Source organism: Amycolatopsis sp. NPDC102522 (assembly GCF_055584485.1).
The window spans coordinates 16,768-43,570 of sequence record NZ_JBVJLY010000037.1 but is presented as its reverse complement, the minus strand read 5'-3'; the positions used below and the strand labels follow the sequence as shown (position 1 = coordinate 43,570).

Here is a 26,803-nt window from a genome sequence, read left to right as displayed (position 1 = left end):
GGCGGTGATCGCCGGCGGCGGGGGAGCGGCGGGCCTCGGCGCGTTCGGCGGCGCGGCGGGCGAAGCCGGTGCCAGTGCGGCGTCGGAAGCGCTCGCGGGCAACACCGGCGGCGTGGCGGACTCGCTGCCGGGCCGGAGCATGAAGACCCGACGCACGGAAAGCAGGGAGTCGGCGAAGCGTGGCCGGACCGATGAGGCGCTGAGCCGTCTTCGGCTCAAGAAGCTGTCGCGGAAGGTCGAGCGCGGCACGAACTGCGTCGCGGCGGCCTCGGACCGGGTGCGGGAGTTCCTGGTCCGGACGCCGTGCACGTCGATGGAGCGGATGCTGCTCGCCGTCGGCGACGGCCAGGGCAACGCCGCGGTCGTCTCCGTGGTGCGCGTCGGCTTCAAGACGGCGAAGGACGCGACCGCGTTCAAGAAGGTCGAGGACGTGCACGGCAGTGGCGACGTCCGGCCGCTCGACGTCGCCGCGGTCCTCGGCATCGCCGGAGTGAAGATGACCGGCCTGCACTACCACGCCCGGCCGGACCGCACCGCGATTGTCGTCGCCGAAGCCGACACCGCGCGCGGCCGCGTCGACCGGGAAACCCTCGACGCGCTCGCCGACATCGGCACCTACTTGCCAACCACCTGAGCAGAGTCGGCGGCGCGGGACGGACGGCGGCCAGTGAGCACCGGCTTGTCGACGTCCCGGTGGTGAACCTCGGCCGTCCACCCCGCCGAACGCGCGCGATAGAGCAGCTGGGAAGAGATCACTGCACTTCGGTGGCGGCCTCCGATGCAGCCTAAAGCTACGTTGACTGTGCCGATCCCGAGGTCGACCAGGGCGGCAATGGCGCCGAATATTCGGTCGAGGAAGCGGGCGACGCCCGGCGTGCTGAGGACGGCCGCGATCACCTGCGGGTCGCGGCCGGTCAGCTGGCGGAGCCCGGGGGAGACGTGCGGATCGCGGAACCACTCGCGCAGGTCCAGAACGAGGTCGGCTTCGGGCGCCGGGCCGTGCCCGAAGCCGAAGGACACGATCCGGAGCTGAGGCTCGTCGCCGCGGTGGTGAGTGCTGATCGAATCCGTCGCCATGACTCCACGATCGGGTCGGAAGTCGTTGCGGGACAGGCGTTTCCCGTTTCCTTCTCTATGGTCAACGGGAATCGGCAGCCGGTTGGTGTCACGCGGGAGACGCTGATCGGAGATGCGGGCCAGGAGATTGACCTTCGGCGGTGTCGGCGTGTGGCCGTACCATCGGTAACTGGCCCGTGACCCGCACGGGCCGTGCCAGGAGGTTCGTCCCGATGTTCGGCGACACTCGTGTGGATCCTGCGCCGTTGTTCGACCTGCAGACCGGCCGCCCGCCGGCTGACGCGTTCGACGTCTACTTCTCGGTGCCAACGAGCCTGTCGCTGTTCGGCGACGCCCTGGCACAGACGCCCTCGATGGAGCATCTGCTCCCGCAGCTGGCTGACGTGTATCACCAGGTCCTGGGGCAGGCGCTCACGACTCTGCAGCGGTTCGGCGGCTACGTCGAGCACCCGTTGAGCGGCTCGTCGACGCCGGCGCGCCTGGAGCTCACCGCGCGCAGCGAGAACCAGGTCCCGGGCGAGTCGATCATGCGGATTCACGGGCACGTCTACATCGGCCGGACCGCTGCGGCGCTCAGTGACGGCGCCCGTTACCCGGTGAACGTCCGGCGCCTGCGCCGCGCGGCCGACAACGCTTGGATGTCGTACCTGCAGCTTCTGCAGAGCACGACGTCGGACGAGTTCGGGTTGGTGTGGGAGGAACTGCCCGGACACCACCCGGCCGACAAGGAGATCGTCGAGCCGCCGTTCGCGCCGCACGTCCAGCAGCATCGTCCCCCTGACCAGGCGGTATGCCCTGGCATATACGGGCCGCTGGAACGGATCGCCGCGGACTACCAGTGGCGTTCGGGCATTGCGGCGTCCGACGAGCGGGTCGCCGCCGAACGTCGTCACGCGGGCTGACCCGCCGTGTCACCAGCCCCGGCCGGGCTGGTGACCAGGACCGTCGCGGCGGGCACGGTCGAGATACGAGCGCCCGGCGGCGGCGTCCCGATCCTTGATCTGGCGGTTGATCCGCTCAGCGGTCGCGCGCGGATCGCGCCGCGGCGTCCGCTCGATGACCGGCTCGTCCCGGTCCGGAACGGTCACCTTCTCCTGCTCGACGGCAGCGGACTTCTCCGGCTTCACCGGGTCGAGGCCCCGGTCGCGGCGCGTCCGCTCCGCGGTCTCCTTCTCGACGTCCTGCTCGGCGGCCGCCGTGCGCTCGGCACGAGCCAGGCGTGCAGCTTCGGCGGCTTCCCTGCGGATCCGCTGAGCCTCCGCCGCGCGAGCCTCGCGGCGTGCTTCGGCGAGCGTGACCCGCTCGTCGAAGTCCTTGGCAGGCTCGGCGGTGGCGGCCTCGACCTCGTGCTCGTCGACCGGCTCGGCGACCATGCCGCGCACGGGCTGCTGCTCCACACGGTGTTCGACGCGCGGTTCGAGATCGAACATCTGCAGCTGGTCCGGGTCGGGTTCGACCGGCAGTTCCCGCTCGTCCTCGATGACGTCGACGACAGGCTCGACCGTGGCCGCATCCCGCTCGGCCGACGGCTCGCGCTGCTGGTCAGCGGCGGGTTCCTCGGCTGTTTCACGCTCGATCGTCTCGGCGCGCTCGTCTTCGGCGACCCGCTCGACGTCGAACAACCTCAGCTGCGCCGGGTCCTCGACGTCGACCTGGTGCTCGTCGAGCTCGGCATCGGCGGTCGTCGGCAGGGTCTGCGGCGGTCCGGCGTCGAACAGCGGGATCTGGTTGCGGTCGACACCCTCGGGTAGCTCGGCGCCGGCGGCGGTGAGCTGGTCGGCCCAGCGCTGCCACCACAGCACGTGCTCGACCGGCTCGGCGGCGGCCGCGGGCTGGTTGGCCGGGTCGAGCTCCCAGGCGCGAGGTGCGGGCTCGACGTCCGGCTCCGGAGCGGCACCGACCTCCTGCTCGGTGACGATGTCGAACAGCGACGTCTGTTCCGGCTCCGGGGTCGGCTGCAGCCGGGCCGGGAGCCCGCGGCGCTCGAGTTCTTCGGCCGCGAGCTGGTCGGCCACCCTCGCCGGTTCGGTGCTGGCGTACCAGGCCTGGCGGGCGCGGTGGATCTCGTCGAGCTGGCGGGCTGCCTCGGCCCAGTCCTCGCTCATCCGCTCGGCGCGCTGGACTTCCAAGCGCGTCCGGTCGTATTCGGGCGTGCCCTCGGTCAGCGTGTGCAGGCGCGCGGCGAACAGCACCGCGTCCTGGTGGTAGTTCTGCGCGTGCTGGTTCGCCGCCTGCAGCTCGTCGGCGACGAACTGCGGTGCCCACAGCTGCTCACGCTGCCACCGGTCCCGGAGCTCGCGGAGTTCGCCTTCGGTGGCGCCCTCGTAGTCGAGGGTGTCGGCGGGGTTGCCGAGCGCCCGGTGCGCGGCTTTCCACAGCGCGCGGTGGAACTCGTTCTCCGGCGACGGAGCCGGGCCGATCGAAATCTGGTCGTCCCGAACGGCGTGCAGCTCTCGATACGCGGCAACGACGCCGGCGCGGTGCAGCCACTCCACCCGCTGCGCCGGATCCTCCGGCGGCGCGCCGAGATACTGCTGTGCCCATGCGGGCACGTCGGCCGCGGCCTCGGCGGCGAGAACGTTCTGCCGGTCGCTGGCCAGAACCGCCATCTCGTGCAGGAACTGCCCGACTGGGCCTTCGATCGGGGCCTGGAAGGTGGTCCAGTCCCGCGCGTCGACCCGCTGCTCGCGCGGGCGGCCGTCGATCTCCTTCAGCACCCGGTGACGCAGTACGGCGGACACGCTGTCGGCGCCGTCGAGGGCTCGCTTCGCCACGACCTCGGCGAGGACGGCGTCGACGTTGTGGCCGCCGAGTTCGGCGCTGCGGATGCTGCGCATGAGGGCCGGGAACGCCTCTTCCTTCTGGATCGCCGCGACCTTGTCCGCGCCGAGCAGCATGCCGAGGACCTGGGTGTAGCGGTCGGTGCTGTAGTCCTTGGCGACGAGGTCCCACTGCGTGCCGATCCAGGCGAGGCTGCGTCCCTCTTCCTGGCTCGCGCGGAACTGCAGTTCCGCGGCGGTGGCCGCGCCGGAGCGTTCGAGCACTCCGGCCATCAGCTCGGCCGGGGTGACGTCGAGTCCTTGTTCGTGGGAGTCGGCCGGTCGGCTGGTGGTCAGGTATGCGGTGTTGCGCAGCGCACCGCGCGTGAGCGCGACATAAGCGTCCTCGCGCTGGGACTCCTCGCTGAGCAGGGCGTGCGCGGTCTTCACCGTGCGGCCCTGGGCGGCGTGGACGGTCGAGGCGTAGGCGAGGGTGACATTCTCGCGCACGTAGGAATCGGGCAGGTGGGCCTCGACGCCGTTCTGGTCCTTGACGAGGAGGCGGCCCTGGTCGTCGCGGCCGACCACGGTGTAGGTGAGCCGGTTGGTGACAAGGCCCTCGCCGTCGACCTGGATCGTCCAGTCGTTCCGTCGAGCCTGGATGACGTCGCCGACGCTGACCCGGGTTCCGTCCTGCAGCGACGCAATCGTCTCTTCGTGCACGCGGCCGAGCTCGATCAGCTCGTCGCGAATCGCGCGGGACAGCTCCGCGGCCTGCTTGTTGTCACCGACGATCAGCAGCGACTCCATCCCGGCGATCGTGTCGGCGAGGTAGGCCCGCATGGCGGCTTCCTGCATCTCGTCGACCGTGCCGCCGGCCAAGCGGCCGCGCGTGTCGTACTCGCCGATGACCGACTGGTCACCGGCGCGCAGCCGCAGGCTCGCGGGACCCTCCCACGGAGACACGACGTTCTTGAAGCCGCTCGGCTCACGCCAGTCAGGCTCAAGAATCCGGAAGCGGTGGACCTCTTCGAGCTCGAATGCACCGTTGTCGGTGGCCAGAAGGTGCAGCATGCCGCCCGCGCCGATCGCCGACAGCTGGCCGTGGTCGCCGGTGTAGACGAGCTTCCCACCTCCGGCCTCGACGATGGAGCTGATCTTCGCCAGCTCGTCGCGGTTGGACATGCCCGCCTCGTCGACGACGAACATGTCGCCCTTGCGGACGAAGTCGTTCACGGTGCCGTGCTCGTCCGGGGTGAAGCGCGCGAGGAACTGGGTGGTGTTGATGGCCTCCAGGCCCTCGTCCGACAGCACCTGTGTGGCGCGCTGCGAGGTCGCCAGGCCCATGACACGACCGCCGAACCGCTCCTCCCACACCTTCGACACCACGCCGATGACGGTCGACTTCCCGGCCCCCGCCGGGCCGATCAAGGTGTCACCGGCACGCCCGGACGAGACGATTCCGAGGATCGCCTCGACCTGGTCGGCGCCGATCGGCTTGTCACCGATCTTGATCGCGGACACCTCGACGCGCAGCACCTCCAGGTCCGGCCCTTCGATCTTCGGCGCGGTCAGCTGCGCGGCACCGGCGACGATCCGGCGCTCGGTCGACAGGGCCGCTTCGGTCACATAGACCTCGTCGATGTGCGGCCGGTAGAGGCTGCGACCGTCCTCCTTGCGGCACAGCTCCTTGGGCACCTGCACCAGGTCCGGCGCGGTGAGGGTGAGCACCCCGAACTGGTTACCGGGCGCGAGGACTTCCCGCGCCATCGCCTCGACGACCTGCGGCCGGCTCTCGGCCGGTCCATCGACTCGCAGGAGCCGCTTGTCGATGGCCGCGGTGAGGTTCCCGATCGTCCAGGTCGGGTACTGTCGCTCGACATCGCGCAGCGCTGCGCGTTGGATTGCTGCCCGGTCGGTCTGGTCCGGAAGGAACTGCAGGTCGGGGTGCTGCCCGTTGCGGATCTGGAACGCGGCCTCGGCAACGCTCTCCAGCTGCGCCGCGAGTGCGTCGGCGTGGCGCTCGCCCCACGAGGCCACAGCGCCCGGTCCCTGTTCGCCGGACTTGTGATCGCGGGTCTCGAGTGTCGCGGCCTGGTAGATCTTCTTCTCGGCCGCGGCGGACGGGGCGTAGCCGTGGCGGTCGACGTAGGCCTCGATCAGTTCCTCTGCGCGCTCGACAACCTGTTCGCGGCGGCTGCCAGCCGTCTTCGCGAGGTCCACGTCGGCGCCGGCGATCTCGCGCGATTTGCCGTCCGGGCGAGTGACCCACTCGAAGCCCAGATACTCCCGCGAAAGGTCCTCGACCGCCCGCTCATACGTCGAAGCGACTGCCTCCTTGATGGGTCGAGACGCTTTGCTGTCGACGGTGCGGATCTTGCCGTCGGAGCTGGTAACCATGCGGTTCAGGACGGCGACGTGGGTGTGGACCTGCGGGTCGCCGTTGCGGTTCGTCGAGTGCGGCCACACGGTCATGATGAACCCATCGGCCTTCTCAAACTTGCCGACGCTGCGACCGTTGACGGTGCGGCCGTGGTACCCGGTGCGGGTGTAGGCGGCGTGCTTCTCGGCGTGGCTCATGGCCATCGCGACGGCTTCGCGCTGGACACGCAGCATCGTCTCCGCCTCCTGAAGGCGGCCAGCCGCGAGGTACGCGGCGTACTGCGTGCTGAAAGTCTTCGGCGGGCTGAACGTCCAGTCGTAGTAGGCGACCGCCTTCGTCTTCACCGCACGGACCTCGTCGGCGATCTCCTGCTGACGGTCCGGTGTCGCGTCTGGCTCCTTCTCCAGCGCAGCGGCCAGGCGCTCCTCGAACGTCTTGAAATTCATCGGCTTGCGACCCAGGAACTCGTCGCTCTCCGGATCCTTCAGCTCGCCGAAGATCTTGCGGACCATGTCCTCGTCGACCCGCTCACCCTCCTTGACCCCGAACAGGCTCAAGCCCTTGCCCATCCACCGGCCCGGCGCCTCACCGTGCGCCGAAGCGGACAGGTAGTAGTCGGTCGAATCGTGCTCGATCCCGGCCTCTGGAGAGTGCTCGTGCTCAGCACAACCGGACCCCTTGACGAGGTAGTCCACGGCGTTGGCGCCGACCGGCGTGATACGGAGCACGAGAACGATCTTACCCCAGAACCGACCATGATCATTAATAATGCCTAGGTGTGTGGGCTGAAGGGCAGTGGGCAGTGCAGTGGTGAGGTAGGAGCGGGTGAGCGGGCAGGAAGGAAAAGGGAGGTAGAGAAGGTGATGAGGCTGGGAGTGAAGAGGTGAGGAACGAGGGAAGGTGAGAGGTGATGGGTTGGTGACGACGTGGGATCTGTGAACCGTCAGGAAAGTGGGCGAGGTGTCGCACCGTCAGGTCACGAACTCGCGGCTGTGTCCCGGTGAGCTCGGCCATCCAACGGGACCAGCACGATAGAGGGGGTCTGGGGGAGATGGGCTCCCCCAGAAGGTTCCGGCGACCCAACCGCCAGGAGCCGAACAGCGGGGAGAGCGCGCACGCGCTGACCACATCTTCACGCACTATGAGGGACGTCAGACCGCGGCCCAACCACGGAAGACATCATCGATGCCTACGGCACCGGGCGAATTCCGGCCACCACAAGACAGCAAAACCCGGCGCCGCAAACCGACACCGGGTTTTTGCATCACACTGCCATCACACCTCACGTACTCGCGGACGGCTTGCCCTCCGCAGACGGCGACGAAACGACGTCACGCCCCGGCTTACTCGGACCTCGCTCCGCGCCCTGCGGCGTCGCTGACCCGTCAGCATCGCGCGCCGCTCGAACCATCGCCCGGACCTTCTTCACGGGAACCTCGGTCATCTGCGCGACCTGATCAGCGTTCCGGCCCAGCTCGGTCAGCTTCAGCAGCAGCGCGCCAGTCCGAGCGTCGATCTCGTCGAGCTTCGGCACCGCCTGCTCGGTGACCTCGGCCTTCCGCTTCTCCAGCTTGGCCAGCTGAGCATCACGATTTTTGATGACCGTCTCGCGTTCGAGCTTGACCCGCACGAAGTCCGCAAGCACCGCTTCCTCCTGCTCGCGCAGGCTGACCATTTCCGCATCGACTTTGTCGCGCGCCTCAAGCAGTTTGTTCAGCGCCGCTCGGTTCGTGGCCGCGTAGTGCTTGTGCACTGGCGCGGTCTTCTGTGCTTCTGCCATCCCCCGGGATCCCTTCTCGCTCTGTGCCTTCGTGCTGGTCAGGATAGCTGAGTAGCCGGGTACGACCTCGTGACCGGATTGCGTCACCGATCGTCGTGTGAAGCAACGGGTCGGTCAGGCCCAGAAGGCGGCAGCGTCGTCGGTCATACGCGTCGGTCGGCGATGGGACGACGGCGCCGGAACGCCGGCGAGGTGGTCGTCGATCCATGCCAGGCCCCCGCGGTCGAGGATGTGCTGGGCGCGGGTCACCGACACGTAGGCGAGCATCGCCTCGGATCGGGACAGCTTCCCGGGCTCGCCGTTCTCGTCGGCCTTCGGCTGACGGAAGTCGTCGGCCACCTGGACACGATGCCACTCGCGTCCTTTGGCCTTGTGTGCCGTCGAAATCGTCAGCTGAGCTGTGTCCTCGTTGACCAGGCGGTTCGTTGCACGGATCAGCTCCCCGGGGCCGTGCTCGTCGACCAGGCGGACGAAGACTCCCAGATCGGCCCCGGCTTCGTCGTGCTCGACGTAGTCCTGGACCTCGCCCCAAGTCGTGAAAGCGCACAGCTCGGGGTCGGACGTGGTTCGCCCGGCTTGCAGGTCCTGGGCAGCTTCGGCGAGGCTCTTGATCCGGCCGCCGCCACCGACGAGCGCGACCCTGCTGCCGTTGTCCATCGCCGCCATAGCTCGGCCCATCGCCGTGGCGTTGGTCCGGCACAGCACGGCGTCCGGCGAGGTCAGCAGGGCGAGGGACGAGGTCACGGACTCGGTGCCGCTGAGCCGGAGATCAGATTCGAGTGCAGTGAGCCACTTGTTCGCCTCGTCGGCGACTGCCGGGCCGAATCGCCAGGACTGAGACAGCCGGAGCCGCGCATCAGCGGGCCAGTGCTTCAGCGCGTCGATGGCACCGCGCCATCCGTAGATGGCCTGGTTGCTGTCGCCGACGGCGACGAGCTGGGCCTGCTGCGCCTGTACGACCTTGGCCATCGCGGGGTTGGCATCCTGCGCCTCGTCGAAGAACACGACGTCGGTCCCGAGATTCGGGTTCGTCAGGGCCCACATCTTGAGGTAGTGGTCGTGGGCGAACCTGAGCTTGCCGCTCTTCTGGTGCAGCTCCGCCCACATCTCCACGGCCTTGGGCACGATGTACTCGCGCAAGGTGAGCTCGGCGTAGCTGTCGACCCCGTTCACCGGCGGAACGTGGTGAGCGGCGATCTCGAGGTCGGCGGACTGGCAAAACCGGTCGACGGTGTTCGCGGCGATCCGCGCGAGCGCGGCCGGGTCGAGGATCCGGGCGCCGGCGCTGGTCCTCACTTCCAGCCCACGGGTGATCTTCATGATCTTCGCGGCCGTCTTGGCAGGGACCCGCGGACCGTTCAGTCGCGCCTTGTACGCGTAGCCCAGGGCCCGGTAGGCGAGCGAGTGGGCGGTGGTACAGACGACGCTGCTGGGGAACTTCGCCTTGGCCTCGCTGGCGACGGTCTTGTTGAACGCCACATAGATGCCTCGGCGGCCGCGGGGCAGCGAGAGCGCAGCCATCCGCAGCGTGGAGGTCTTGCCGGTTCCGGCCCCGGCTTCGATCACCAGGTTCCGGCCGGAGACGCAGGCCTCGATGATGTCGGCCTGCTCGGCGGTCGGACGGATGCCCCCGACAAGCGCGGCCGGAACCGGAGCGACGGTCTTGGGTGCTGCTGCCGTCACGGATGAGTTCGTGACGATTCCGGGCTCGTCGCTGTCCGCAGCCGACGGCGAATCGATGACCGTGGCTACCTTCTCGCGGTCACGAGAGGACGGCGCTACGGCCCGTGGCTCGGTCACAGGCACGACAGTCGAGGCAGCGGTTTCCAGCGCTGTGGCTTCGGGCAGGAGGTCGAGTAGAGCGCACACGTGACGGAAGATGGTGGACAGCTGTTCGGCGTCGATATCGCTCGCTCCAAGGGCACCGATCCGTGACCCGAGTGTGCGCATCGCGACGTCGGCTTTGCGCCGGAGCTCGTCGATCGGCTCGGCGTTTCGCTGGCGGTAGCTGGCCTGCTGGCAGGCACGGGAGCAGTACTTCATCGTCCGTCCAGGACCGGACGGACGCACATGGAAGTCTTTCCCGCACTGGCTGCACTGCCGCTTGATCGGGGCACCGGCGGCTACTGTCGCTCTTTCCGTCACATAGGCGAGTGTGACGAAAACTTTCGAGGGCGGCAAGGTTCATTCGAGTGACCTCGTGACCAACATCGCGGGAACGGACTGGTGACCGCAGTGCGGCCTGTGCGAACCGTCAGGAATGCTCACCTGGTCGGTGTCCGGGGTTACCGTGGTGGACATGACGGGAACTGCGATGGCGGCCTTGACGGTCGATCGGGAGTTGCACGCTCGCGAGATCGAGCGGTTCCTGCGAAGGGTCGTGCGACGGCCGGACACCTCAGTCGATGACCCGATCGCGATGACGTGCGCGATTTGGACGGGGGCAATCGCCGATGACGGGTACGGCCGATTTTCGGTCACGCGCGACGGCCGGGAGTACACGGTGAAGCCGCACCGGTTTGCCGTCGCCCTCGCGCTGGGCGTGCCGGTGCGGGCGGGCGAGGTGATCGAGCACAAAGTGTGCGACAACCCGGTCTGCGTTCACGCGCACCCGGATCCGATGATCGGTCACCTCTGGCCGTCTACGCAGGGCGATAACCTTCGCCGGATGCAGGCGAAAGGCCGCGGGCAACGCTGGTGGGTGCGGCGATGGTCCGGGCTCGCCCGCGCCGAGCGGGCCGAGCGCTCGCGACAGCTGGCGGCCGCCGTCCGGGGCGGCTGGAACGACGAGGCTGTGCGTCAGGTGCTGCTTCGAATCGACCCGGCGCAGATTCCGCTGTTCTAGCCGTTTACCTCACTCAGGGATCCGTGACGTTATTCATAGCCGCTGGAAGTCCGGGCGCTGACCGCTGACGAGGACCTGGCGTGTCCCCATCGCGCCGTAGATCGTGAATGTGGCCTCGATCTTGCCCCAGCCGATGGCCGTGACAACGCCCTTGCTGCCACGGGGTACGAGTTCGGTGAGCCCGCCACCGCCGAGATCGCGGAGTGTGACCACCGGGTGGCCGGGCTTGAGCGGGGGCAGCGCCGGCGGGCGGAGAGCGCGTCCGGCCGGGCCGGTTGAGGATCGTCGGCCACGAATTCCGGCGACGACGAACGCGGCCGCCAGGGCGCCGAGAAACAGCGAGAGGAAGAATCCCCACCCCAGGTCGATGCCGACGAGCAGGATCGCGAGGCCGCAGGCGCCGGCGAAGAGGACTTGCCAGGAGGGGAGCGCGCGGCGTCGTGACATGGGGAAATAGTGCCACGCGGACGTGGTTCGGTGTGGTCGAACTGCAGGAGGCGAGACTGTCGGAACGGCCCGGTTAAGGCACTGGCCGGATGGCACCGTGCTCGACGAGCTGTCGAACGCGCACGCTGGTCCGGCCGTTGGACGAGACCAGGGTGAGGTCGACCAGTCCCCACCAGTCGCCGGTGGAGGACATCACCCAGCCGAGCAGGGTGCCGCGGGCCGTGCGACCACCGACACCGTAGGCGCGGCACCAGATCGGGGTCTGCTTTCCCCAGCGGATCCGTTGAGCGGGAAGTACGCGGCTCATGTCGACCTCGACGTCGACGGGCGGCGTCTTCGGGCGCAACGCTGAGCGCTCGTCTTGCCCCCTCCGCCGATCGTCGAACATGGGTTCGATACTAGGCGGCCCGTTTCGGGGCGGCGAATCATCGGTCCTGGTCGTCGTCCTCGCCGAGGATCCGGGTGAGAAGCCCGACGATCTGTTCGTGCCCGCTCGCGGCCGCGTCGAGCTTGCCCCGAACCTCGGTGAATCCGGTGTTGACGGCTGTACGGAGCTGGGTCAGGTCCTCGCGCATGGCGTTGAGGACGCGGTTGTTCTGCTCGCGGAACTGTCGGATGTCGCGGCTGAACTGGGTGACGTCGCGGTCAGCGCCACCGGCGAGGACCCGCGCGGCGGCCGCGTCCTGCTCGCTGCCGCGCACGCGTTCGTCGAGCTCGCGGAGTCGGCCTTCGATCGCCGCCAGGCGGGCCTCAAGTCCGTCGGGCTGTGCCATGCCGAACAGCGTAGCCGTGCTGTGGGTGTCGTGGTCTCGACGGCGTGCGGGCAGGTTCGGAACCCACACTCGACCCACGACCCCGGCCTGGTGAGTGACACGCAAGCCGCACACACTGAGCCGATGACAGGCAAGGACGGCGACCAGCCGGGCGACACCCGAATCAGCGAGCTATGCGTGCTGGTGAGTGGCCTGCTCGCCGATTTCGAGAACGTTTTGGGTGAACCTCATGGCGACGCTGAGCGGATCGCTGAGGCGTTGCGGGACGTTGAGCGCTTGCCGGGGCAGTTGCGGCAGGAGGCGCGAGCGAAGGCGCGTCAAGCGGCTCGGGTCGGCTTTCACCGAGGTCAGGCGGCCGGGAGGCGGAGGTACTGACCCTCCCGGCCGCGAGGTAGTCCAGGTCAGCTCTGGTCCGGGCGATGCGTCCGGGTGTCGGCGTCGGCCGCCCGGCGTGCGGAGCGGGATGCTTCCTCGGCAGGCGTTCGCCCGGTCTGCTCCGCCAGCTTCGCGAAGTAGACGCTCTGCGGATCGCGGCGCGCTTCCCGGGCGCGTGAGATCTCGGCTTGCCGGGCCTGCCCGTGCGGGGTGCCTCGGATGATGTCGGCGATGCTGATCTCTTCGTCGCGCCCGTCGAAGTGGCGGACGACGTAAACGTCGCCCCGGTCGGCGTCGCGGTAGAAGTTCACGAACGTCGCGGTCTGCGGGGCTTCGTCGGGCATGGCGAAGGTGAGTTCGCTTCCGATGTCACCGGCGAGTTCGTCCGGGGTGCCGGGCGCCTTTGGCGACCAGGTCAGCGACTTGTCGGCAGTCTCGGGGTCGAAAATCAGGACGCGTCGGTATCGATCGTTCGCCGCACGCTCGCTGATCCCGGCCATCAGAGCCAGCTCGCGGACGGTGGCGCCGTCTTGCCGGGCGAGCTCGGCAGCGGCACGTTCAATAGCGGCCGCGTCGGCGGCCGCGCGCCGAGCTCCCACAAGGAGAGCGAGGGCGGTCAGCCTGGGAGTCAGTCCTGGATCCTCCACTCCCTCGGGCAACTCCGGCTCGTCGACGAACTGCCGGACTGCGGGGAAGACCTCCTCGATGTCGCCGCCGGCGGGCGCGAGCGTTCCCTTGCCGACCCCCCACAGAAGGCCCTGCTGACCGATCTCGGCGACGAGCCTGGTCAGGTGGTCAATGCGCGACATGCGGCTTCCCTTCACTGTCGACCCTGAAGCTAACTTCATGAAGCTTACTTCATGAAGTCTCTGGCCGCCAGATCCATTTCTGTCGTCAAATGGTCCTTTAACGACAGTGCGCCACACGCGGTGTCCGATCGTTCGGATCCTGGGAAAATCGGCTCTCCGATCCAATGCGAGCCAATCCCAATTGACGACAGGGTTTGACGACAGGTAGAACCGTCAATGGCCGCACCGGCGGCGGGAGAGGCGGGCAGGAACGTGGCGGAGCTGGTCTACACGCGGGTGTCGACCGACGAGCAGAGCACCCGGCGGCAGGCTTTCCTGCTCGCCGAGACGGGGCTCGTCGACGGCGCGGACGGCGTGAGGCTGTTCGCGGATCCGGCGACGTCGTCGAAGATCGCGGCGCTCGAGCGCGAAGGTTTCCGCGAGCTGGCGCACTACGCGCGGCCTGGTGACCGGCTGACGGTCTCGGAGCTGTACCGGCTGTGCCGCGACCTCTCCGACATCCTCGCCGTGCGGGAGTGGTGCCGCTCGCACGAGGTCAAGCTGCGCGTGCTGTCCGGCCCGCTCTCCGGCATCGTCGACCTGGCCGCGGCCGACGCGACCACCACCATGCTGGTCAACGTCCTGGTGTCGGTCGGGCAGTTCCAGCGCGACCTACAGAACGAAATGACCCGCGAGGGCCTCGCAGCAGCGTGGGCCGCCGGCGCCACGTCCGGACGACGGCCACGTCTCGGCGAGCTCGGCGTCGTCGAGCGGGTGCGGCAGGCCTTTCTCGATGGCGCGAGCATCTCCGCCCTTGCCCGCGAACACGACGTGAGCCGGGCCGCGGTCCGTACGGCGGTCGCCGATCTGCTGCCCGGCCGTCCCGAACCGCCGGCGGCCGTCGTCGACGTCGAGGCGCCGCAACCGGTCCGCGTCGAGATACCAGGAAAGATCGCCGGTCACCTGGCCGGGCATGAGGGCCTCGGAGAGGCCGAACAGGACGCGCTCGCGCGCGGTCGCGAGGTTCGCCGCGGCCAGGGCTACAGCCTGCAGGTCACCGCGCCGCACGATGTTCACCAGGCGCTGCTCTCTGCCGCGTCCACGCTCGGCGGAGACGACGGTGCTCCGGCGGAGCGAAAGGCGTATCGGATCTACGCGAAACGGCTCAGCGCCGCGACGGCGTGATGGTGTGGCGCAAGGTCAGGGCTGCGGCTGTTTGAGGAGCGTGATCACACGCGCGAGCCGGGTGTCGAGGAGCAGGACGACGTTGTCGGAAGTACCTGGCGGGCACGAGACGTGGACGAGGTCGAAAAGCGTGTCGACGTCGGCGTCGGTGATCGATCCGTGCTCTGGTGCGGTTCGTGAGCGACCCCAGCGATTCAGGCCTTCGCGGTAGCCAGCGAGAAGTCGTTCGAAGGCGCGCTCGTCGACCAGCTGGCGCAGGGCGGCGTCGATCGCCTCGATCTCGGGATCGTGCCGGGTTTCCTCAGGTGTCATGCCGACTATCGTGACACGAATTTGGTCACTCAATGTCGCGCTTATGTCGCGGGTTGTGGCGACCCGAAGAAGGGACGTCCGCGTGTTTTGACACGCGGAAAGCCCCCGGCCTGGGTGGCCGGGGGCGGATCCGCTACTGCTCGGAGGCGGCCTCGCAGATGGTGGCGAGGTGCTGAGGCGTCAGCTCGATGACTGCGGAGCACTCGCTCCGGGGGTCGAGGACGACGATCTCGACGGTTCCGTCCTTGCCGGGCCGGAGGCTGACTTCGTCGGTCGGGTCGAGCTGGAGTCGGTCGTGCATCTGAGTCCTCCTGGTGTGTGGTGGTGCCGGAAAAGCAGACCGTTCTGGGTGGGTCGGAGTGAAGGGTGTCCTGGTGGTCCTTCGCGGGTGGCCGTTTCGCTCTGTAGTTTTCAACCTGCTGGCCGCTCCCGATCAGATGGGTTCGGGGCTGTGGCGTCGTCCGTGCGGGTGGACCGGGCGCTTTTTCCGGTTCACCTGGACGGATCGTGCGCTACAGCCCCGAACCCATCTGATAGGCCGTTTTCGCAGGATGAGGACTGCGGAGCGAGACGGCTGCGAAGGACCACCAGGGCGCCCGGAACGCAGGCCCACCCAGAACGGTCTGCCCGGCGCCACCACACACCAGGAGGACGGGCCGCACCACCGATGCAAGCGGTCGCACTGGTCAACCGCCCAAGGTGACCAGTGCCGTCGGCACCCAAGGTGACCAGTGCCGACGTGCCCAAGGCGACCCGAGTGCACTCACCTGCAGGAACCGCGGCACCCCGGCTGGACGACATGGTGACCGCGCTCGGTGAGTGCACCCGGCAACTCGTGCACTGCCGGCGCCACCCCGGTGGCGACGGTGACGGCGAAGATGAGCACGACGGCGCGCGCCGTCCGGGCCGTGCTGGACAACGTGCTGTCGATGAGGGTCAAGATCTGCTTAGTCATGACCTCACGATGCGTGCCGCAGGTGTACAAACCACTGCACACCTGGCTGCACAACGAACTGACTTTCTGGCGGATTGGGTCGCGGCACGACAATTGCGTAGAATCCGTTACGGGACCGAGCAGATTTGAGCTGCTCGGTCCCCCAGTTTCTAGCGGTGTCCGTGCCGCGAGCGTCTTCGCCGCTTCCGCTTCCTGTGCCTGCCAGCACGGGCTTTCCGGTCACTCAGGACGATGGTCGCTTGAGTGATCGCGAAGACCTGCGCTACAGCCGCCAGGGCGGCCAGAGTATCCGGTGATCTCAACATTTATTTTTCACCTCCTTTCGCTTTCTCTTTCATATACTATATAATAGTAGAAATGACTTTAATTGTCCAGCGGAAAATCGATAAATATCATTAAATAAGTGATATTTAAACGGCGGATTAGCCATGAGAAAAAGTATTTCTTCCCCCTTTCCCGCAGCCGGTTGCCGGGGTCCGGGGCAGCGCTCCGGTGGGGTTCGGGCGACGCCCGACCGGCCCGTGGGCCGGTGTCTTTCCAGGGACCGCGGAGACCTGGGGATGTGGGGGGTCTTTCCGTTGCTCGGCGCAGCGGCCGAACCAGCGCGCCGGTGGGGCTGGGCTGGCTCGTCCAGGCGGGTGGATCGCGTCTTTTCAGTGATTCACCTGGGTGGATGGGCCTGAACAGCTCCACCGGTGTGCTCGGCTGTAGCTGGGCCGAGCAACGGAAAGACCCCGCGCCCCCAGGCCGCGGGCCCTGTCCGGGTGACGGGCGCACGCCCGGCGCACGGTCCCACAACGTCAGCCGAGCGGCTCGTCCACAAGCCGTTGTCGAGGCATGTTGGCGCTGGTCAGTACCAGGGATTGCGCTCGACTGCGTCGGGCCGGACATCCTTCTCGACGTAGCCGTTGCCGAACGCGACGGTCAGGCGCTCCTCGCCAAGGAAGCTCAGCTCGCGGCTGACGACGTGGCCGTCGGTGCCGGCGTGGACGCGCTTGAAGATGCCACCGCCGATCGCTTTGGTGCTGCGGACTCGTTCGCCGCCTTCGTAGCGACGGGAGTCTTCGCTCCACTGGAAGGGCTTTCGATCGGCAGGCTCGGGGGTCGGCGAGTGACCGCCGCGGCTTGGCGTCGAGTCAGGTCGGGCGCGGCCGTCCTGGTGAGCCTCGACCGACGGGCGGTAGAGACCTTCGCTGTGGAAGTCGCCGGTGGCGTAGCTCGGCGGCGCCTCACCGGCGGTCGACGGATCGCCAGGTCGCCAGGGCGTGAATTCTTTCCACGCGTCAGCGTTGTAGTCGTCCGGGCCGGGCTCGTTGTACCCGCCTGCGGTGCCCTCTGGCCGTTCTGGCACGCCGCTCCCCCTCGCTCGATCGCCTGATCATTTCGAGGGTATCGGACCAAACAGGCTGGTCAAGGAACGCTTGAGGCGCTACTGAATCCGCCCGTCGAACTGTCCGGCCCGCGCGCCGTTCAACATCGCGTTGAGTTCGCGTTCGTTGAAGACGAGCACGGGGCTGGCGTCGCCGAGCTTGGAGTCACGCACTCCTACCCAGCCGGACACGGAGAAGTTGAACTGGAAGCATCCGTTGTCGCCGCCGTTGCTGAACTCGGATTTCTCCCACATGGCAGTCGTGGCGCTCAGCTCTTTGTGCGCCTCGGCGTGGTCCATCACGTGTCCTTCTTCGCCCTACTGATCGATGTTTCGGTGTTCTCGGGCTTACTCGCCTGAACCTGGAGGCGCTCGAAAACGCGGCGGTAGTGCTGAACCTGCTCGGGCAGCTCGTAGTAGATGCCCTGCGGCAGCGTGTCGACGTACGCCGTGCCGGGGTCACCCTCGAAGTCCGGTGGATAGTCCAGGATCTTGAAACTCCCCTCGGCGCCGGCGTGCGCACCGGAGGAGAGCGGCAGGATCTGGATCTCGACGTTGGTCCGCTCGTTCACCTTGCTCAGGTAGTCGAGCTGGGCACGCATCACGGAGCTGCCCCCGACCTGCCTCCGAAGCGCGGTCTCGTCGAGGACGCACCAGATTTGTGGTGCGTCCTCGCGGGTGATGATCGCTTGCCGTGCCATCCGGAGGTCGACCGCTTCGGCGACCTGCTCATCGGTCATGCGCTGCTCGCTCGCCCGATACAACGCCTCGGCGTACTCGCGAGTCTGGAACAGACCTGGGATCCACAGTGCATCGAAACTGCTGATCCGGGCCGCTGCGGACTCCAGACCGAGGAAGAGGTTGAACCAGTTCGGAACCGCGGTCGGAAACCGGATCCACCAGTCGACGCCCTTTCGGGCCGCCCTGAGTAGCTCGTGGAAGAACGGCACTCTCTCCGGGCGTCCGTACCAGTTCAGCAGGACCTCAAGGTCGCTCGCCGACGGCAGACGTTCGCCAGTCTCGTAATGCCGGTACGCGTTGCTTTGCTTGCCGATCCGAGCGCCTACCTCGGCGGGCTCGCGATCGCCCCGCATCCGCCTCAGCTCGATCGCGAGCCATCGACGGGCAGCAGTTTTCGATGGTGCGGGCACTGCTGAGTCACCTCCGACGACCAGGGGTAGCGGTTGAGCGGACAACGGATCACCCGGATAGGCCATACCGAAACCGTAGCGCGCTACAGCTGTAGCGAGCTACAGTTCACTCTGGCTACCAAACTTCCTAGCTACAACGGTAGTCCCTGGCGGTCGCCGAGCTTGAACGGCTGCCCCTCCTACGACAAGAACGGGTTGTTCCGGGTCCGGGGCTTACCCACTCGCCGAAGGCGACCGCCAGGTCCAGCACTTTCTCGGTGACGACGGCGCGTCCCCAGGGCGCAAGGAGACCCATCGCCCGAGAAGTTGAGCGGCGGCGGCCCGTCTGGGACTCCCCCTCCCCCTCCCGGGCGGGTCGCTGCCTTCCACCGGAGGCGCCGATGTGGCACGCAATTCAAGGCCTCGCCCCGCTCGGTCTGGTCGCGCTGGGCGTCTTCTCCTTGGCCTGCTGGAGCACTGTTCGTGAGATCCGCTCGTCGCTGAAGGGCTCTGGCTCCGGAGATGATCACCGTGGCTGAACGGGTCTACACCTTCCCGATGACCAGTGCGGATGATGGCCTGGCGCACGAAATCACCGATGAAGCCTTCAAAGCTGGTGCTGGTAGATACCCAGCGTTGTGCGGCGCGGACGTGCGTCCCACCCCGACCGTGGCGCCGATCGGGCACACGTGCGGGGCCTGTATCCGCGAGTTGTTCCGCGCACGCGGTCTCGAATCCCGCCCCTGGACGGTGACCGTGCCCGAGCAGAGCCGCGGGCAAGCCCGGCATCGCCGGGCTGGGCGCCTCCGTACCTTGTTCGCCCGGAGTTCCCGGTGAACAGCGGTCGCGATGAACTGCAGGAATCGATCCGGCGGCTGCGGGTTCGCGCGCAGGAGCTGCGGAAAACCGGGTCGCCGGCGGCGCTCGCGGCCGCCGAGGTCGCGGAGCGAGTCGCGAAGAACGCGGATCCGGCCGCTGACGCTCCGACCGGGAGCGAGTGCCGATCATGAGCGGAACTGAAGAGATCGACGGATTGATCGTGACCGCGAGAAGACTGGGCTGGATGATCGTGCCGCAACTTCTGCACGAGGGTCGTGTCAACGCCTTGATGCGCACCACAGGCACCACGACGGATGTCGTCACGATCCCCCGTGAAGGCTGGTCGAAGGTTGCCCGGATGCGCGGGGGGCCCGGTCCCGGTGACTGGCAGAACACGGGGATCGAGATCTGGCGATACGCGGTGCCGCTTCGCCTGGCTCTGTTGTGGGCGACCAGCGAGATCGCTGACGAGGCCGCACTGTCCGAGTGGAACAGCTACACCTGGTTCAAGGCGGCCATGCCGCCTCGCGACGATGACGACGGGCTCCGACGGTGATCGACGTCGAGCGGTACCTGAGAATCCTGGGTGACGAGCTGCGCGACGCCCGGCACGCGCTGGGCTTGACCCGTAAGCAGCTACAGGCCTTGCTTCCTATCGACATCTCACTGCAGACGATCGCGACCTATGAACTCGGGACGAGGCAGTGCTCGGTCGTGCGCCTGGCGGTGCTGTGCGGGGCACTGGATGTCGAGCCCGCGGTGCTGATCGCGAGAGTCGAGCATCGCGTGAAAAGCCTTCCTGCCAAGGAGGGCGACCTGGTCGTTTCCTTGGGTCGAATCATCGACGAGGCACCTGCTGAACTCGAACCACTTCGACGCTGGGCCGCGCTGGCGAAAGCCGAGACACCTGCGCTCGACGTGGTTTTCCGCAACGACATGCTCGACCGCATGGCCGCGCTCTGCGACCTCTCCCCGACCATCCTGCTCGGACACCTTCGCGCGCTCAGCTGATCAGCGGCGGTTTCCACTGACTCCAGCATTCACTGGCAACAGGAAACCGCTCGCCACCGCAATTTCAGCTGGAATCGTGGACCTGAGACCCGCAGAAAAGCCTTACAGGAGAAGGGAAACGTTAATGCCCACAGTGGAAGTCATCCCCGGCCTCGTCGTCGACGGCCCGATGTTCGAGCTCGTGGCCGCCGGCGTCGCCAAGCACGCTCCGGACATCGGGCCGCTGACGTGGGAGACGATCATCGACCCGGCCCGCTGGTGCAACGTCCCGGACCCGGACGGCGAGATCAGCAAAAGCGAGCTCACGTTGCTCAACGGTGTCGAGCGGACAATCAAACTGAACCGGTGGCTTCGCCCGGATATCCGCGGTGGCGCCGAAGAACAGGTTCCCCACAACCACCGCTGGAAGGCATTTCACGGGCACCTCTTGGGCGACCACAGCGCCTACAGCGAGCTCCGGTACCGCCGAACCAACGTCGATCCGGAGACCGGCCGCGCCGACGTGCTGTTCGAACCGAGCAGGATGCACACCAGCCCGACCGCGAACCTCGTCGAGAAGGGCGACTTCCACGAGGTCGACTGGTGCGAGCCCGGCACGCTGAGCCTGATGGTGTGCGGCTACGGGGAATTCGGCGACTGGTGTCACCTCGACGTCCACACTGGCCGCCTCCGGCGGGACCAGCCTGTCACGGGCTTCGAGGCGATGTTCGACAAGCTCAATCCCCAGCGCCGGCGCTCTTGATCCTTGCCGCTTGAAGTCCCCGGTCGCGCTTGTGACCGGGGACTTCGTCATTTCACACCGGCGCCGCGGCGAGTGCGGTCAGTCTGCGGTGGATGTAGCCGTGCAGGCGGTCGACGTGCTCGCGCAGCAGGGTGGGATCCGCGCAGCACATGGAGGCCAGCGACGGTTCGCCGCTGCGGGTGGTCGGGTACCGACCTTCGTCGCCGAGGGGGTCGTAGTGGTGGAGGTCGCGGACGAATGCGACGACCAGGTCCTGTTCGGCGCCGCCGTCGAGCAGCTCGTCGCCGCGCTGCCGGAGGCTGTCCAGCAGCTTGGCCAAGTTGTGTCCGGGCGGGAAATCCGGTTTGTGCAACGCTTTCAGGCCGAGCTCGGCGAGCTGGCGGGCGAGGAAGAACGCTGGCTGCGCCGCGCCGCTGGTGATGGTGGCGATCGCGGCCTGGTGGAACTCGGCGAGCGTGTCCTCGACGGCGTCCGCGCAGTGCGTGCGGGACAGGCACAAGGCGTCTTCGTCGTTGTGGTCGCTGGTGTCGATCTCACCAAAGGGGCTGCGGTACGTCATGGCCGATCATTCTCCTCCTGGCCATCTTGGACACACGAGTGAATATCGGACCCGGCCGGATCCATCAGATCCGACACCGCCACGGTGTATAGATCGTTATACACACGAGTGTTCGAGCTGGTCAGCCGCCTCATCTACCGATCGCAGGGCTGGTAGTCGGTGAGCAGCCAGCCGTTGCCGAATTGCTGGACGAAGGTCAACCTCCCGATCTGGGGACCGGCGTCGGGTTCCTGCCCTGCGAGCACGTTGCCGAATTCCAGGATGCAAGCGTCGAGCTGGTGCGGCTGCCCTTTCGGGGGCGGGTTCTTCTCCTGCTCCTGGGTGGGGATCCAGAGCTGGTTGACGTAGACGCTCCAGTTGCGGATCTGGGCCCGGAGCTTGGCGAGGGCGCCGGCGCAGTCGGCGGCCTGGTGCGCGACGGCGAACTGGGCGGCCGCGACGGGGCTGAAAACGGTGCAGACGCGTTCGGCCTTCTCGGTGGCCGCCACACCCTCGACGAGCGCGAAGACGGCGTCCCTGGGGCTGGTGGGCAGCAATTTCGAGACGTTGTACTGCCGGGACTGCTCGGCCTGGCGTGCCGCCTCGGCGTTGCGTGCGTTCGCTCCGATGATCCAGACGATTCCGCCGGTCAGGACCAGGATTCCGGCGAGCGAGAGCGCGGCGATCGGTACCCACTTACGCCACCCGAAACCGCCTTTGACCAGGATGAGACCGGCGACGGCGGCGATGGCCAGTCCCCAGGCGATGGCGATGAGGGCGCCCGGTACGTCTTCGGTGAGCGAGAGCGCGCAGAGAATCAGGCCGACGACGAGACCCCAGGACTCGTCGACGAGCCGACGTATGCCGGGGAGCGCGACGACGATCATCGGCACGACGAGCCAGATCACCGCGGGGAACCAGTTCCAGCCGCTCCACCACAGCAGCAGGAACGTTAGGACGGCGGCGCCGACGAGCGTCCGGCGCAGGATCGCGAGCCCGGTCTGCCCCGGTGAGAAGACGCTGAGGACCTGCTTGCTGCCGCCGTTCATACCTCCATCGTCCACGCTGGACTGATCTTGGCCAGCGGGTTTCTACTCATCTGCCCTCGCCGATAAAGCATCACAGCAGTTCGGTGACGAAAACCGGTCAGGCGATGGGGAAGACGGCTCCTTCGGCGCGGATGACGTCGGTGGCGACGCTGCGGAACACGGCGCGGGCGCGGTCCCTCAGGTCGGGGCTCGGGTCGTCGAGCAGAATTCCGGCGTAGGTGTCCAGGTTCCAGGACACCAGAACTCCATGTCGGGCGAGGTAGAGCCCGACGGCGCGGATGTGGTGCAGATCGGCGGTGTCGAGCCACGCGTAGAGCAGGATTTGCCAGCACCAGCGGGCTATCCGCTGAGGGTCGGCGAAGGAGATGACGGTCTTGACGTCGATGAGCGTCGTCGCCTCGGGGGTGCCGACGAGGAGATCGCCGTCCGCCCAGCCGGGCACGAACGTCGGCGCGGCGACGCCGAGCGGTTCACCGGGTCCGGGATGGCCGGCGCGGCGGCGGAATTCGTCGAGCGCGCCACCGGTCTGCAGACGTCCGGAGAGCTCGACGAGCTCGGCGACGACCTGGTCAGAGGCGATGGCGCGCAGGGCTCCGGCGTTTGCGCTCGGGTCGTTGAGGACTGCGGACAGGGCGGGACTGATCCGGCCGGAGCGGTGGATGCCCTCGCACGCGGCGATCACCCAGGCCGAGCGGGCGAGCCCGGCTTCGGCACCGGGATGGCTCAGCTGCCCGACGGGGGCGTGCGCGGCCTGGTAGGCGCGGGTTCGCTGCAGGAGCTCGCAGAGCGCGGCCGCGGCGGCCGGATCGGGCTGCAGGTGGTCACGGGTCGGTCCGAGGTCCATCCACCCGTCCGGAGTGCGGCGCAGCGAGAGCGCGCGGGCGCAGTGCTCAGCGTCCAGGCCGCGGTGACTGGGATAGGACGCTGCCTGGTCATGGGCCTGTTCCCAGGTCATCCACCCGGCGCGGATCATGCCGAGCAGCGCGCCGTAGGGCGGGGCGGGGTCGACGAGATCGGCCAGGCGCTGGCCCCACGCGCCGCCGATGTCGGCCCAGTGCTCGCCCTCGACCTGCCCGGCCGGGCGGACCGGACGACCGGCGGCGCGTGCGGCGGTGACGACCTGGTCGACGATGGCCGGGGTGCCGGGGAAGACGTCGGTGCACCACTGTGCGAGTTCCCGGCCGTCGAGCTGGCTCGTCAGGCTCATCGGTACACCGATCGCGGGACGTCGTTGCCTGGTCCGCGCAGCTCGACCGGGACGACTCCGCCGACCAGGAGTCCGGCGCGGACGGCGGCCTTGACGCCGGCGCGGCCGCGGCGTTCCCAGTCGAGCAGGTAGCGGCTGCCCTGGATCAGGACGGAGTACCCGCTGCGGACGACGGCGGGTCGCCAGTAGCGACCTGGGGTGACCTCGGCGACGGTGTCGACCTGCCCGGCCGGGTTGATGACCTCGAGGATGCCGGGCGAGGCGGCGGCGGGCTGTTCGTGGGTGAAGCGGATCCGGTAGCCGGGCGGTCCGGCCGGGGGTGGCTCGACGAGGGTGGTCAGCGGGTGCCACCCTTGCATGACCAGGGCGGACACGACCAGATCGACGCGGTCCGGTCCGGGTGAGTCGGCGATCAGCTCGGTCTGGTAGCTCAGCATCGCGGCGGGGTAGGCGCTGTCGCGGCCGGTGTCGAGCACGGTCGCGACGACCTGGACGTCCGTGCCGTCGCCGTCCTGGTCGCCGTCGTCGCCGAGTTCGGCACGCCGCTCGCGGACCTGCTCGTTGGTCATCACGAGGATCCTCGACGGTGAGCAGCCCGGATGGCTGTGCAGGGTGAACGACACCGACGCGCCGGTGGCGGGGTCGACGAGGTCGCTCACTCGCAGCAGCAGCACCGCGGCGTCTTCGTCTTCGCCGATCCAGCCTTCGCACTCCCAGCACTGCACCCGCTGGTCCCATTCGGGTCCGGTGAGCCGGGCGACCTGCTCGGGCCCGAGTGCGGCGGCGACGTCGTCGGCGATCGACACGGCCCGGCTCATCGCTTCCCGCCCTCTTTCTTTGCGGCCGCGTTCTTCTCCGCTTCGGCGGCTGCGGCGTTCTTCGCACTGGTCAGAGCGCTGTCGAGAGCCTGGATCTGGGCGGTGAGAGCGTCGATCTCGGCGCGGTGGGCCTGCTTGACCGTCGCCTGGGCCGCATCCCACTGCTCGCGGTCCTGGGTCCGCTGCCGCTGGTGTTCCTCGCTGACCCGCTGGCGTTCCTGTTCGTGCCGTTCAATCGCTTTATCCAGACGAGCCTGGATCGCGTCGATCTGGCCACGGGCCTTCTCGACGTCGGCGCGCGCATCGGTGATCTCGCGGTCGTGACGCTGCTGGGCCTCGTCCATGCGGGAGTTGAGCCTGGTCAGCTCGCCACGCAGCCGCTCGGCCTCGCCGAGCGCGGCTTCGGCCGCCGCGGCGTCCTTGATGGCGGCCGCCCGGACGAGCTCCAGCTCCTTGCCCGCTTCCTCGGCCTTGTTCTCTGCCTCGTCGGCGCGGCCGCGGGCGTCCGACGCGTCGGCCTGGGCGTTCGCGACCCGAATGCCGGCGGCTTCCTCGGCGTCGGTGATCTTCTGGGCGGTCTCCTCGCGGATCTTCTTGACCAGGTCCTCGTGCAGCTTCTTCTGCTTCTCCAACTCGGTGTCGCGGTCCCTCTCGACCTGCCGCTTGAAGTCCTCGGCGGCGTCCTCCGCCGCCTTGACCAGCCGCTTCGCCTCCGCCTTCTCATCCTCGACCTGCTGCCGGGCATCCGCGAGCTTCCGCTCGGTCTCTGCCTCGACGGCCTCGATCTCGGCGACGGCTTCGTCCCGGACCGCGGTGGCGACGGCGAGCTCGTCCCGCGCGGCCCGCTCGGCCCTCTTCGCCTTGTCGGCCTGGGTGGTGGCGGTGCTGATATCGGCGTTCGCCTGCGCGCGGATGTGCTTGATCTCCGTGCTCGCCTTGTCCGGATCGTCCATCACCTCGGCGAGCTCGGCGGCGTGGTCGAGGATCTCGGCCAGCGTGGAGTTGCTGCGCTCCAGCAAGGCCTGGCGCTCGTCGAGCGCCTGGTTCCACCTGGTCCGGACCACGGACATCGCCGTGACGCTGTCGGTCACCTCGCGATTCGGGTCCAGCGTCAGGACCTCGGGCGCGATCACCGCCACCCCTCCGCCCTCGCGAAGCTCCTTCGCCTTCTTCCTCCTCCGGTGCGCCTTCAACCCGGTGTGCGCCGGGTCCTCGCAGTACACCGCAGCGGGCCCCGGCTTCCCCGGATCCTTCGGCGCGATCGGCCGACTGCACAACGTCAGGTCGGGATCGTCGGCCGGGCCGGTCGGAAACGTGCACGTCCGAGACTCGGGGGACTGCTCCGAACCGTCGTCTTCGGGGCCGCCACTCACGGGCTGTTCGCTCATGTGACCAAGTGTACCACAACTCATTTCATTGCATCACATTGCATTTCATTGCGGCAATGCAATGAAACAAATTATTTACCGTTTAAACGAGGATTTTTGGCACGAAAGAGGCCCTCCCGCCACGATGTCGTGGGCGAGAGGGCCTCTGTGAAAAGGTCCTGGTGCGAAGCGCGCCTCGTGGAGGTGCTAAAACCGCTGCGGAAACGGCGGGGCTTCGCGTTGTGAAGTTTGTTGGCTGCGTCCGCTCCGGGTGCTGCTCGGTGAGCTGGTCCGAGAACGTCGCCGCCGCGGTGACCGACCCTACCGCACCTGCTTGGACCAGGGCAAACGTGTCGCTCAGTCGGCCAGGGTGAACGGCTGACGGCACAGATCGCAGGTGATGCCGCCCAGCTCGAACGTCGCTCGCGGGATCCGGAACCGCCTCGGCTTCGCGCATCCGCAGACCGCAGCCAGCATCCGGCCCTCGGGTGTGGCCCCGGCTGGTCGGCTCGGCGGGGGCACCCGGTAGGTGGTGAGCACGCCCCGGAGTTGTTCGACCTGGTCACGGTAGGTCTCGGTGGTCGACGCGGGCACTGAGGTGGCGGCCCAGCCGATCCGGCCGGCGTCGGTGACCTGCAGCCCCAGTTCCTCGGCGAGCTTCGCGAACCGCTTGTTGTGGTAGCGGCCTTCGTCGCTGGTGTCGGCGATGCCGAGAGCTTCGGCCCGTGCGTGTGCGGCTTCGTGCAGCAGGGTCCCCAGGACTTCGACGGGTCCGCGGGCCAGGCCCTCGCCGCTGATCAGCAGTTCATGGACGAACTCGTCCTCGGCACGGGTGTCGTCGTCGCCGCTCCCGGCGGGAGCCGGGCGTACCCACTGCCGGCGGGCGAAGTGCCCGAGCTTGCTGCTGGTCCTGCGGCGCGGGTCCACACCGGAACCGATCGTGAGCACCACGTCCGGGACGTCGGAATGCCGTGCCTGGATCGCCCGCCAGGTCGCGGACAACGCGCTGACCAGGTGTTCGGCGATACTCGGCTCGCCGCCTACCATGGTCGTGCTCTCGGTGGTGCTCACGAT

The 26,803-nt window shown here is 68.0% G+C and carries 29 protein-coding genes; 9 read left to right on the top strand and 20 right to left on the bottom strand.

Annotated elements, in window-relative coordinates:
* Positions 1-634: hypothetical protein (locus tag ACZ6YV_RS42640; protein WP_465515093.1), on the top strand; the 634-nt coding region annotated here is incomplete at its 5' end.
* On the opposite strand, the gene ACZ6YV_RS42635 is transcribed toward ACZ6YV_RS42640, so the two are convergent.
* Complete coding sequence (locus ACZ6YV_RS42635) at positions 616-1,077, bottom strand: RapZ C-terminal domain-containing protein (RefSeq protein WP_465515092.1); 462 nt, start codon at positions 1,075-1,077, stop codon at positions 616-618. The two genes, ACZ6YV_RS42640 and ACZ6YV_RS42635, sit on opposite strands and share 19 nt — an antisense overlap.
* Before the next feature lie 176 nt (positions 1,078-1,253).
* On the opposite strand from ACZ6YV_RS42635, the gene ACZ6YV_RS42630 reads away from it, so the two are divergent.
* A complete protein-coding gene (locus tag ACZ6YV_RS42630; RefSeq protein ID WP_465515091.1) occupies positions 1,254-1,979 on the top strand; it encodes a hypothetical protein in 726 nt (241 codons plus the stop codon).
* Positions 1,980-1,988: 9 nt separating this feature from the next.
* On the opposite strand, the gene mobF is transcribed toward ACZ6YV_RS42630, so the two are convergent.
* The 3 genes from mobF to ACZ6YV_RS42615 all read right to left on the bottom strand — a co-directional run bounded on the left by mobF (position 1,989) and on the right by ACZ6YV_RS42615 (position 10,042).
* Positions 1,989-6,947 carry a MobF family relaxase gene (gene mobF / locus ACZ6YV_RS42625; RefSeq protein WP_465515090.1) on the bottom strand — a complete coding sequence of 1,653 codons (4,959 nt, stop codon included), beginning with the start codon at positions 6,945-6,947 and terminating at the stop codon, positions 1,989-1,991.
* A gap of 554 nt (positions 6,948-7,501) precedes the next feature.
* Positions 7,502-7,999, bottom strand: coding sequence for a hypothetical protein (locus tag ACZ6YV_RS42620; RefSeq protein ID WP_465515089.1), 498 nt, complete (start codon positions 7,997-7,999; stop codon positions 7,502-7,504).
* 114 nt (positions 8,000-8,113) lie between these two features.
* Positions 8,114-10,042: a UvrD-helicase domain-containing protein gene (locus tag ACZ6YV_RS42615; RefSeq protein WP_465515088.1), complete on the bottom strand. Its 1,929-nt coding sequence runs from the start codon at positions 10,040-10,042 to the stop codon at positions 8,114-8,116.
* Between the two features lie 217 nt (positions 10,043-10,259).
* Between ACZ6YV_RS42615 and ACZ6YV_RS42610 the strand changes: the two genes are divergently transcribed.
* Positions 10,260-10,844, top strand: coding sequence for a hypothetical protein (locus ACZ6YV_RS42610; RefSeq protein ID WP_465515087.1), 585 nt, complete (start codon positions 10,260-10,262; stop codon positions 10,842-10,844).
* 33 nt (positions 10,845-10,877) lie between these two features.
* On the opposite strand, the gene ACZ6YV_RS42605 is transcribed toward ACZ6YV_RS42610, so the two are convergent.
* The 3 genes from ACZ6YV_RS42605 to ACZ6YV_RS42595 form a co-directional block, all read right to left on the bottom strand.
* A complete protein-coding gene (locus ACZ6YV_RS42605) occupies positions 10,878-11,291 on the bottom strand; it encodes a hypothetical protein (protein ID WP_465515086.1) in 414 nt (137 codons plus the stop codon).
* 73 nt (positions 11,292-11,364) lie between these two features.
* A complete protein-coding gene (locus ACZ6YV_RS42600) occupies positions 11,365-11,679 on the bottom strand; it encodes a hypothetical protein (RefSeq protein WP_465515085.1) in 315 nt (104 codons plus the stop codon).
* A 37-nt stretch (positions 11,680-11,716) separates the two neighbouring features.
* Positions 11,717-12,064, bottom strand: coding sequence for a permease (locus ACZ6YV_RS42595; RefSeq protein WP_465515084.1), 348 nt, complete (start codon positions 12,062-12,064; stop codon positions 11,717-11,719).
* Between the two features lie 123 nt (positions 12,065-12,187).
* Between ACZ6YV_RS42595 and ACZ6YV_RS42590 the strand changes: the two genes are divergently transcribed.
* The gene (locus ACZ6YV_RS42590; RefSeq protein ID WP_465515083.1) at positions 12,188-12,439 is read left to right on the top strand and encodes a hypothetical protein; all 252 of its coding nucleotides are present in this window, start codon (positions 12,188-12,190) and stop codon (positions 12,437-12,439) included.
* A 26-nt stretch (positions 12,440-12,465) separates the two neighbouring features.
* Here the strand turns inward: ACZ6YV_RS42590 and ACZ6YV_RS42585 are convergent, their stop codons facing one another.
* Positions 12,466-13,248 (bottom strand): hypothetical protein, encoded by a 783-nt coding sequence (locus tag ACZ6YV_RS42585; RefSeq protein WP_465515082.1) that lies wholly within the window; start codon positions 13,246-13,248, stop codon positions 12,466-12,468.
* Positions 13,249-13,464: 216 nt separating this feature from the next.
* On the opposite strand from ACZ6YV_RS42585, the gene ACZ6YV_RS42580 reads away from it, so the two are divergent.
* On the top strand, positions 13,465-14,412 hold the full coding sequence (locus ACZ6YV_RS42580) for a recombinase family protein (RefSeq protein ID WP_465515081.1): 948 nt from the start codon (positions 13,465-13,467) through the stop codon (positions 14,410-14,412).
* A gap of 15 nt (positions 14,413-14,427) precedes the next feature.
* Here the strand turns inward: ACZ6YV_RS42580 and ACZ6YV_RS42575 are convergent, their stop codons facing one another.
* From ACZ6YV_RS42575 to ACZ6YV_RS42550, 6 genes are all read right to left on the bottom strand, one after another.
* Positions 14,428-14,724, bottom strand: a complete 297-nt coding sequence (locus ACZ6YV_RS42575; RefSeq protein ID WP_465515080.1) for a hypothetical protein — start codon at positions 14,722-14,724, stop codon at positions 14,428-14,430.
* A gap of 133 nt (positions 14,725-14,857) precedes the next feature.
* Positions 14,858-15,025, bottom strand: coding sequence for a hypothetical protein (locus ACZ6YV_RS42570; protein WP_465515079.1), 168 nt, complete (start codon positions 15,023-15,025; stop codon positions 14,858-14,860).
* Positions 15,026-15,487: 462 nt separating this feature from the next.
* Positions 15,488-15,679 (bottom strand): hypothetical protein, encoded by a 192-nt coding sequence (locus ACZ6YV_RS42565; protein ID WP_465515078.1) that lies wholly within the window; start codon positions 15,677-15,679, stop codon positions 15,488-15,490.
* A gap of 850 nt (positions 15,680-16,529) precedes the next feature.
* Positions 16,530-17,030 (bottom strand): hypothetical protein, encoded by a 501-nt coding sequence (locus ACZ6YV_RS42560; protein ID WP_465515077.1) that lies wholly within the window; start codon positions 17,028-17,030, stop codon positions 16,530-16,532.
* A gap of 78 nt (positions 17,031-17,108) precedes the next feature.
* Complete coding sequence (locus ACZ6YV_RS42555; protein ID WP_465515076.1) at positions 17,109-17,348, bottom strand: DUF397 domain-containing protein; 240 nt, start codon at positions 17,346-17,348, stop codon at positions 17,109-17,111.
* Positions 17,348-18,265: a DUF5753 domain-containing protein gene (locus ACZ6YV_RS42550; protein WP_465515075.1), complete on the bottom strand. Its 918-nt coding sequence runs from the start codon at positions 18,263-18,265 to the stop codon at positions 17,348-17,350. Before ACZ6YV_RS42550 ends, ACZ6YV_RS42555 begins: the two co-directional genes overlap by 1 nt.
* 746 nt (positions 18,266-19,011) lie before the next feature.
* On the opposite strand from ACZ6YV_RS42550, the gene ACZ6YV_RS42545 reads away from it, so the two are divergent.
* The 4 genes from ACZ6YV_RS42545 (at position 19,012) to ACZ6YV_RS42530 (ending at position 20,750) form a co-directional block, all read left to right on the top strand.
* Positions 19,012-19,188, top strand: a complete 177-nt coding sequence (locus tag ACZ6YV_RS42545) for a hypothetical protein (protein WP_465515074.1) — start codon at positions 19,012-19,014, stop codon at positions 19,186-19,188.
* Positions 19,185-19,553: a hypothetical protein gene (locus ACZ6YV_RS42540; protein WP_465515073.1), complete on the top strand. Its 369-nt coding sequence runs from the start codon at positions 19,185-19,187 to the stop codon at positions 19,551-19,553. The genes ACZ6YV_RS42545 and ACZ6YV_RS42540 overlap by 4 nt, the downstream gene beginning before the upstream one ends.
* Positions 19,550-20,008, top strand: coding sequence for a helix-turn-helix domain-containing protein (locus tag ACZ6YV_RS42535; RefSeq protein WP_465515072.1), 459 nt, complete (start codon positions 19,550-19,552; stop codon positions 20,006-20,008). Before ACZ6YV_RS42540 ends, ACZ6YV_RS42535 begins: the two co-directional genes overlap by 4 nt.
* Before the next feature lie 124 nt (positions 20,009-20,132).
* Positions 20,133-20,750 (top strand): hypothetical protein, encoded by a 618-nt coding sequence (locus ACZ6YV_RS42530; protein ID WP_465515071.1) that lies wholly within the window; start codon positions 20,133-20,135, stop codon positions 20,748-20,750.
* A gap of 52 nt (positions 20,751-20,802) precedes the next feature.
* On the opposite strand, the gene ACZ6YV_RS42525 is transcribed toward ACZ6YV_RS42530, so the two are convergent.
* The 6 genes from ACZ6YV_RS42525 to ACZ6YV_RS42500 all read right to left on the bottom strand — a co-directional run bounded on the left by ACZ6YV_RS42525 (position 20,803) and on the right by ACZ6YV_RS42500 (position 26,800).
* Positions 20,803-21,309 carry a HEPN domain-containing protein gene (locus ACZ6YV_RS42525; RefSeq protein ID WP_465515070.1) on the bottom strand — a complete coding sequence of 169 codons (507 nt, stop codon included), beginning with the start codon at positions 21,307-21,309 and terminating at the stop codon, positions 20,803-20,805.
* A 134-nt stretch (positions 21,310-21,443) separates the two neighbouring features.
* Complete coding sequence (locus ACZ6YV_RS42520; RefSeq protein WP_465515069.1) at positions 21,444-22,337, bottom strand: hypothetical protein; 894 nt, start codon at positions 22,335-22,337, stop codon at positions 21,444-21,446.
* A 97-nt stretch (positions 22,338-22,434) separates the two neighbouring features.
* The gene (locus ACZ6YV_RS42515; RefSeq protein WP_465515068.1) at positions 22,435-23,544 is read right to left on the bottom strand and encodes a hypothetical protein; all 1,110 of its coding nucleotides are present in this window, start codon (positions 23,542-23,544) and stop codon (positions 22,435-22,437) included.
* A complete protein-coding gene (locus ACZ6YV_RS42510; RefSeq protein ID WP_465515067.1) occupies positions 23,541-24,362 on the bottom strand; it encodes a hypothetical protein in 822 nt (273 codons plus the stop codon). Before ACZ6YV_RS42510 ends, ACZ6YV_RS42515 begins: the two co-directional genes overlap by 4 nt.
* A complete protein-coding gene (locus ACZ6YV_RS42505; RefSeq protein WP_465515066.1) occupies positions 24,359-25,750 on the bottom strand; it encodes a hypothetical protein in 1,392 nt (463 codons plus the stop codon). The genes ACZ6YV_RS42510 and ACZ6YV_RS42505 overlap by 4 nt, the downstream gene beginning before the upstream one ends.
* Positions 25,751-26,086: 336 nt before the next feature.
* Positions 26,087-26,800 carry a hypothetical protein gene (locus ACZ6YV_RS42500; protein ID WP_465515065.1) on the bottom strand — a complete coding sequence of 238 codons (714 nt, stop codon included), beginning with the start codon at positions 26,798-26,800 and terminating at the stop codon, positions 26,087-26,089.
* Positions 26,801-26,803: the final 3 nt, after the last annotated feature.

Bases quoted from the DNA above. Each gene is read 5' to 3' on its own strand.
- ACZ6YV_RS42600 (WP_465515085.1), bottom strand. From the start codon at position 11,679: ATGTTCGACGATCGGCGGAGGGGGCAAGACGAGCGCTCAGCGTTGCGC.
- ACZ6YV_RS42605 (WP_465515086.1), bottom strand. From the start codon at position 11,291: ATGTCACGACGCCGCGCGCTCCCCTCCTGGCAAGTCCTCTTCGCCGGC.
- ACZ6YV_RS42580 (WP_465515081.1), top strand. From the start codon at position 13,465: ATGGCCGCACCGGCGGCGGGAGAGGCGGGCAGGAACGTGGCGGAGCTG.
- ACZ6YV_RS42620 (WP_465515089.1), bottom strand. From the start codon at position 7,999: ATGGCAGAAGCACAGAAGACCGCGCCAGTGCACAAGCACTACGCGGCC.
- ACZ6YV_RS42530 (WP_465515071.1), top strand. From the start codon at position 20,133: ATGCCCACAGTGGAAGTCATCCCCGGCCTCGTCGTCGACGGCCCGATG.
- ACZ6YV_RS42585 (WP_465515082.1), bottom strand. From the start codon at position 13,248: ATGTCGCGCATTGACCACCTGACCAGGCTCGTCGCCGAGATCGGTCAG.
- ACZ6YV_RS42610 (WP_465515087.1), top strand. From the start codon at position 10,260: ATGCTCACCTGGTCGGTGTCCGGGGTTACCGTGGTGGACATGACGGGA.
- ACZ6YV_RS42635 (WP_465515092.1), bottom strand. From the start codon at position 1,077: ATGGCGACGGATTCGATCAGCACTCACCACCGCGGCGACGAGCCTCAG.
- ACZ6YV_RS42570 (WP_465515079.1), bottom strand. From the start codon at position 15,025: ATGCACGACCGACTCCAGCTCGACCCGACCGACGAAGTCAGCCTCCGG.
- ACZ6YV_RS42525 (WP_465515070.1), bottom strand. From the start codon at position 21,309: ATGACGTACCGCAGCCCCTTTGGTGAGATCGACACCAGCGACCACAAC.
- ACZ6YV_RS42550 (WP_465515075.1), bottom strand. From the start codon at position 18,265: ATGGCCTATCCGGGTGATCCGTTGTCCGCTCAACCGCTACCCCTGGTC.
- ACZ6YV_RS42505 (WP_465515066.1), bottom strand. From the start codon at position 25,750: ATGAGCGAACAGCCCGTGAGTGGCGGCCCCGAAGACGACGGTTCGGAG.
- ACZ6YV_RS42590 (WP_465515083.1), top strand. From the start codon at position 12,188: ATGACAGGCAAGGACGGCGACCAGCCGGGCGACACCCGAATCAGCGAG.
- ACZ6YV_RS42510 (WP_465515067.1), bottom strand. From the start codon at position 24,362: ATGAGCCGGGCCGTGTCGATCGCCGACGACGTCGCCGCCGCACTCGGG.
- ACZ6YV_RS42520 (WP_465515069.1), bottom strand. From the start codon at position 22,337: ATGAACGGCGGCAGCAAGCAGGTCCTCAGCGTCTTCTCACCGGGGCAG.
- ACZ6YV_RS42595 (WP_465515084.1), bottom strand. From the start codon at position 12,064: ATGGCACAGCCCGACGGACTTGAGGCCCGCCTGGCGGCGATCGAAGGC.
- ACZ6YV_RS42565 (WP_465515078.1), bottom strand. From the start codon at position 15,679: ATGACTAAGCAGATCTTGACCCTCATCGACAGCACGTTGTCCAGCACG.
- ACZ6YV_RS42575 (WP_465515080.1), bottom strand. From the start codon at position 14,724: ATGACACCTGAGGAAACCCGGCACGATCCCGAGATCGAGGCGATCGAC.
- ACZ6YV_RS42555 (WP_465515076.1), bottom strand. From the start codon at position 17,348: ATGGACCACGCCGAGGCGCACAAAGAGCTGAGCGCCACGACTGCCATG.
- ACZ6YV_RS42515 (WP_465515068.1), bottom strand. From the start codon at position 23,544: ATGAGCCTGACGAGCCAGCTCGACGGCCGGGAACTCGCACAGTGGTGC.
- ACZ6YV_RS42540 (WP_465515073.1), top strand. From the start codon at position 19,185: ATGAGCGGAACTGAAGAGATCGACGGATTGATCGTGACCGCGAGAAGA.
- ACZ6YV_RS42615 (WP_465515088.1), bottom strand. From the start codon at position 10,042: ATGAAGTACTGCTCCCGTGCCTGCCAGCAGGCCAGCTACCGCCAGCGA.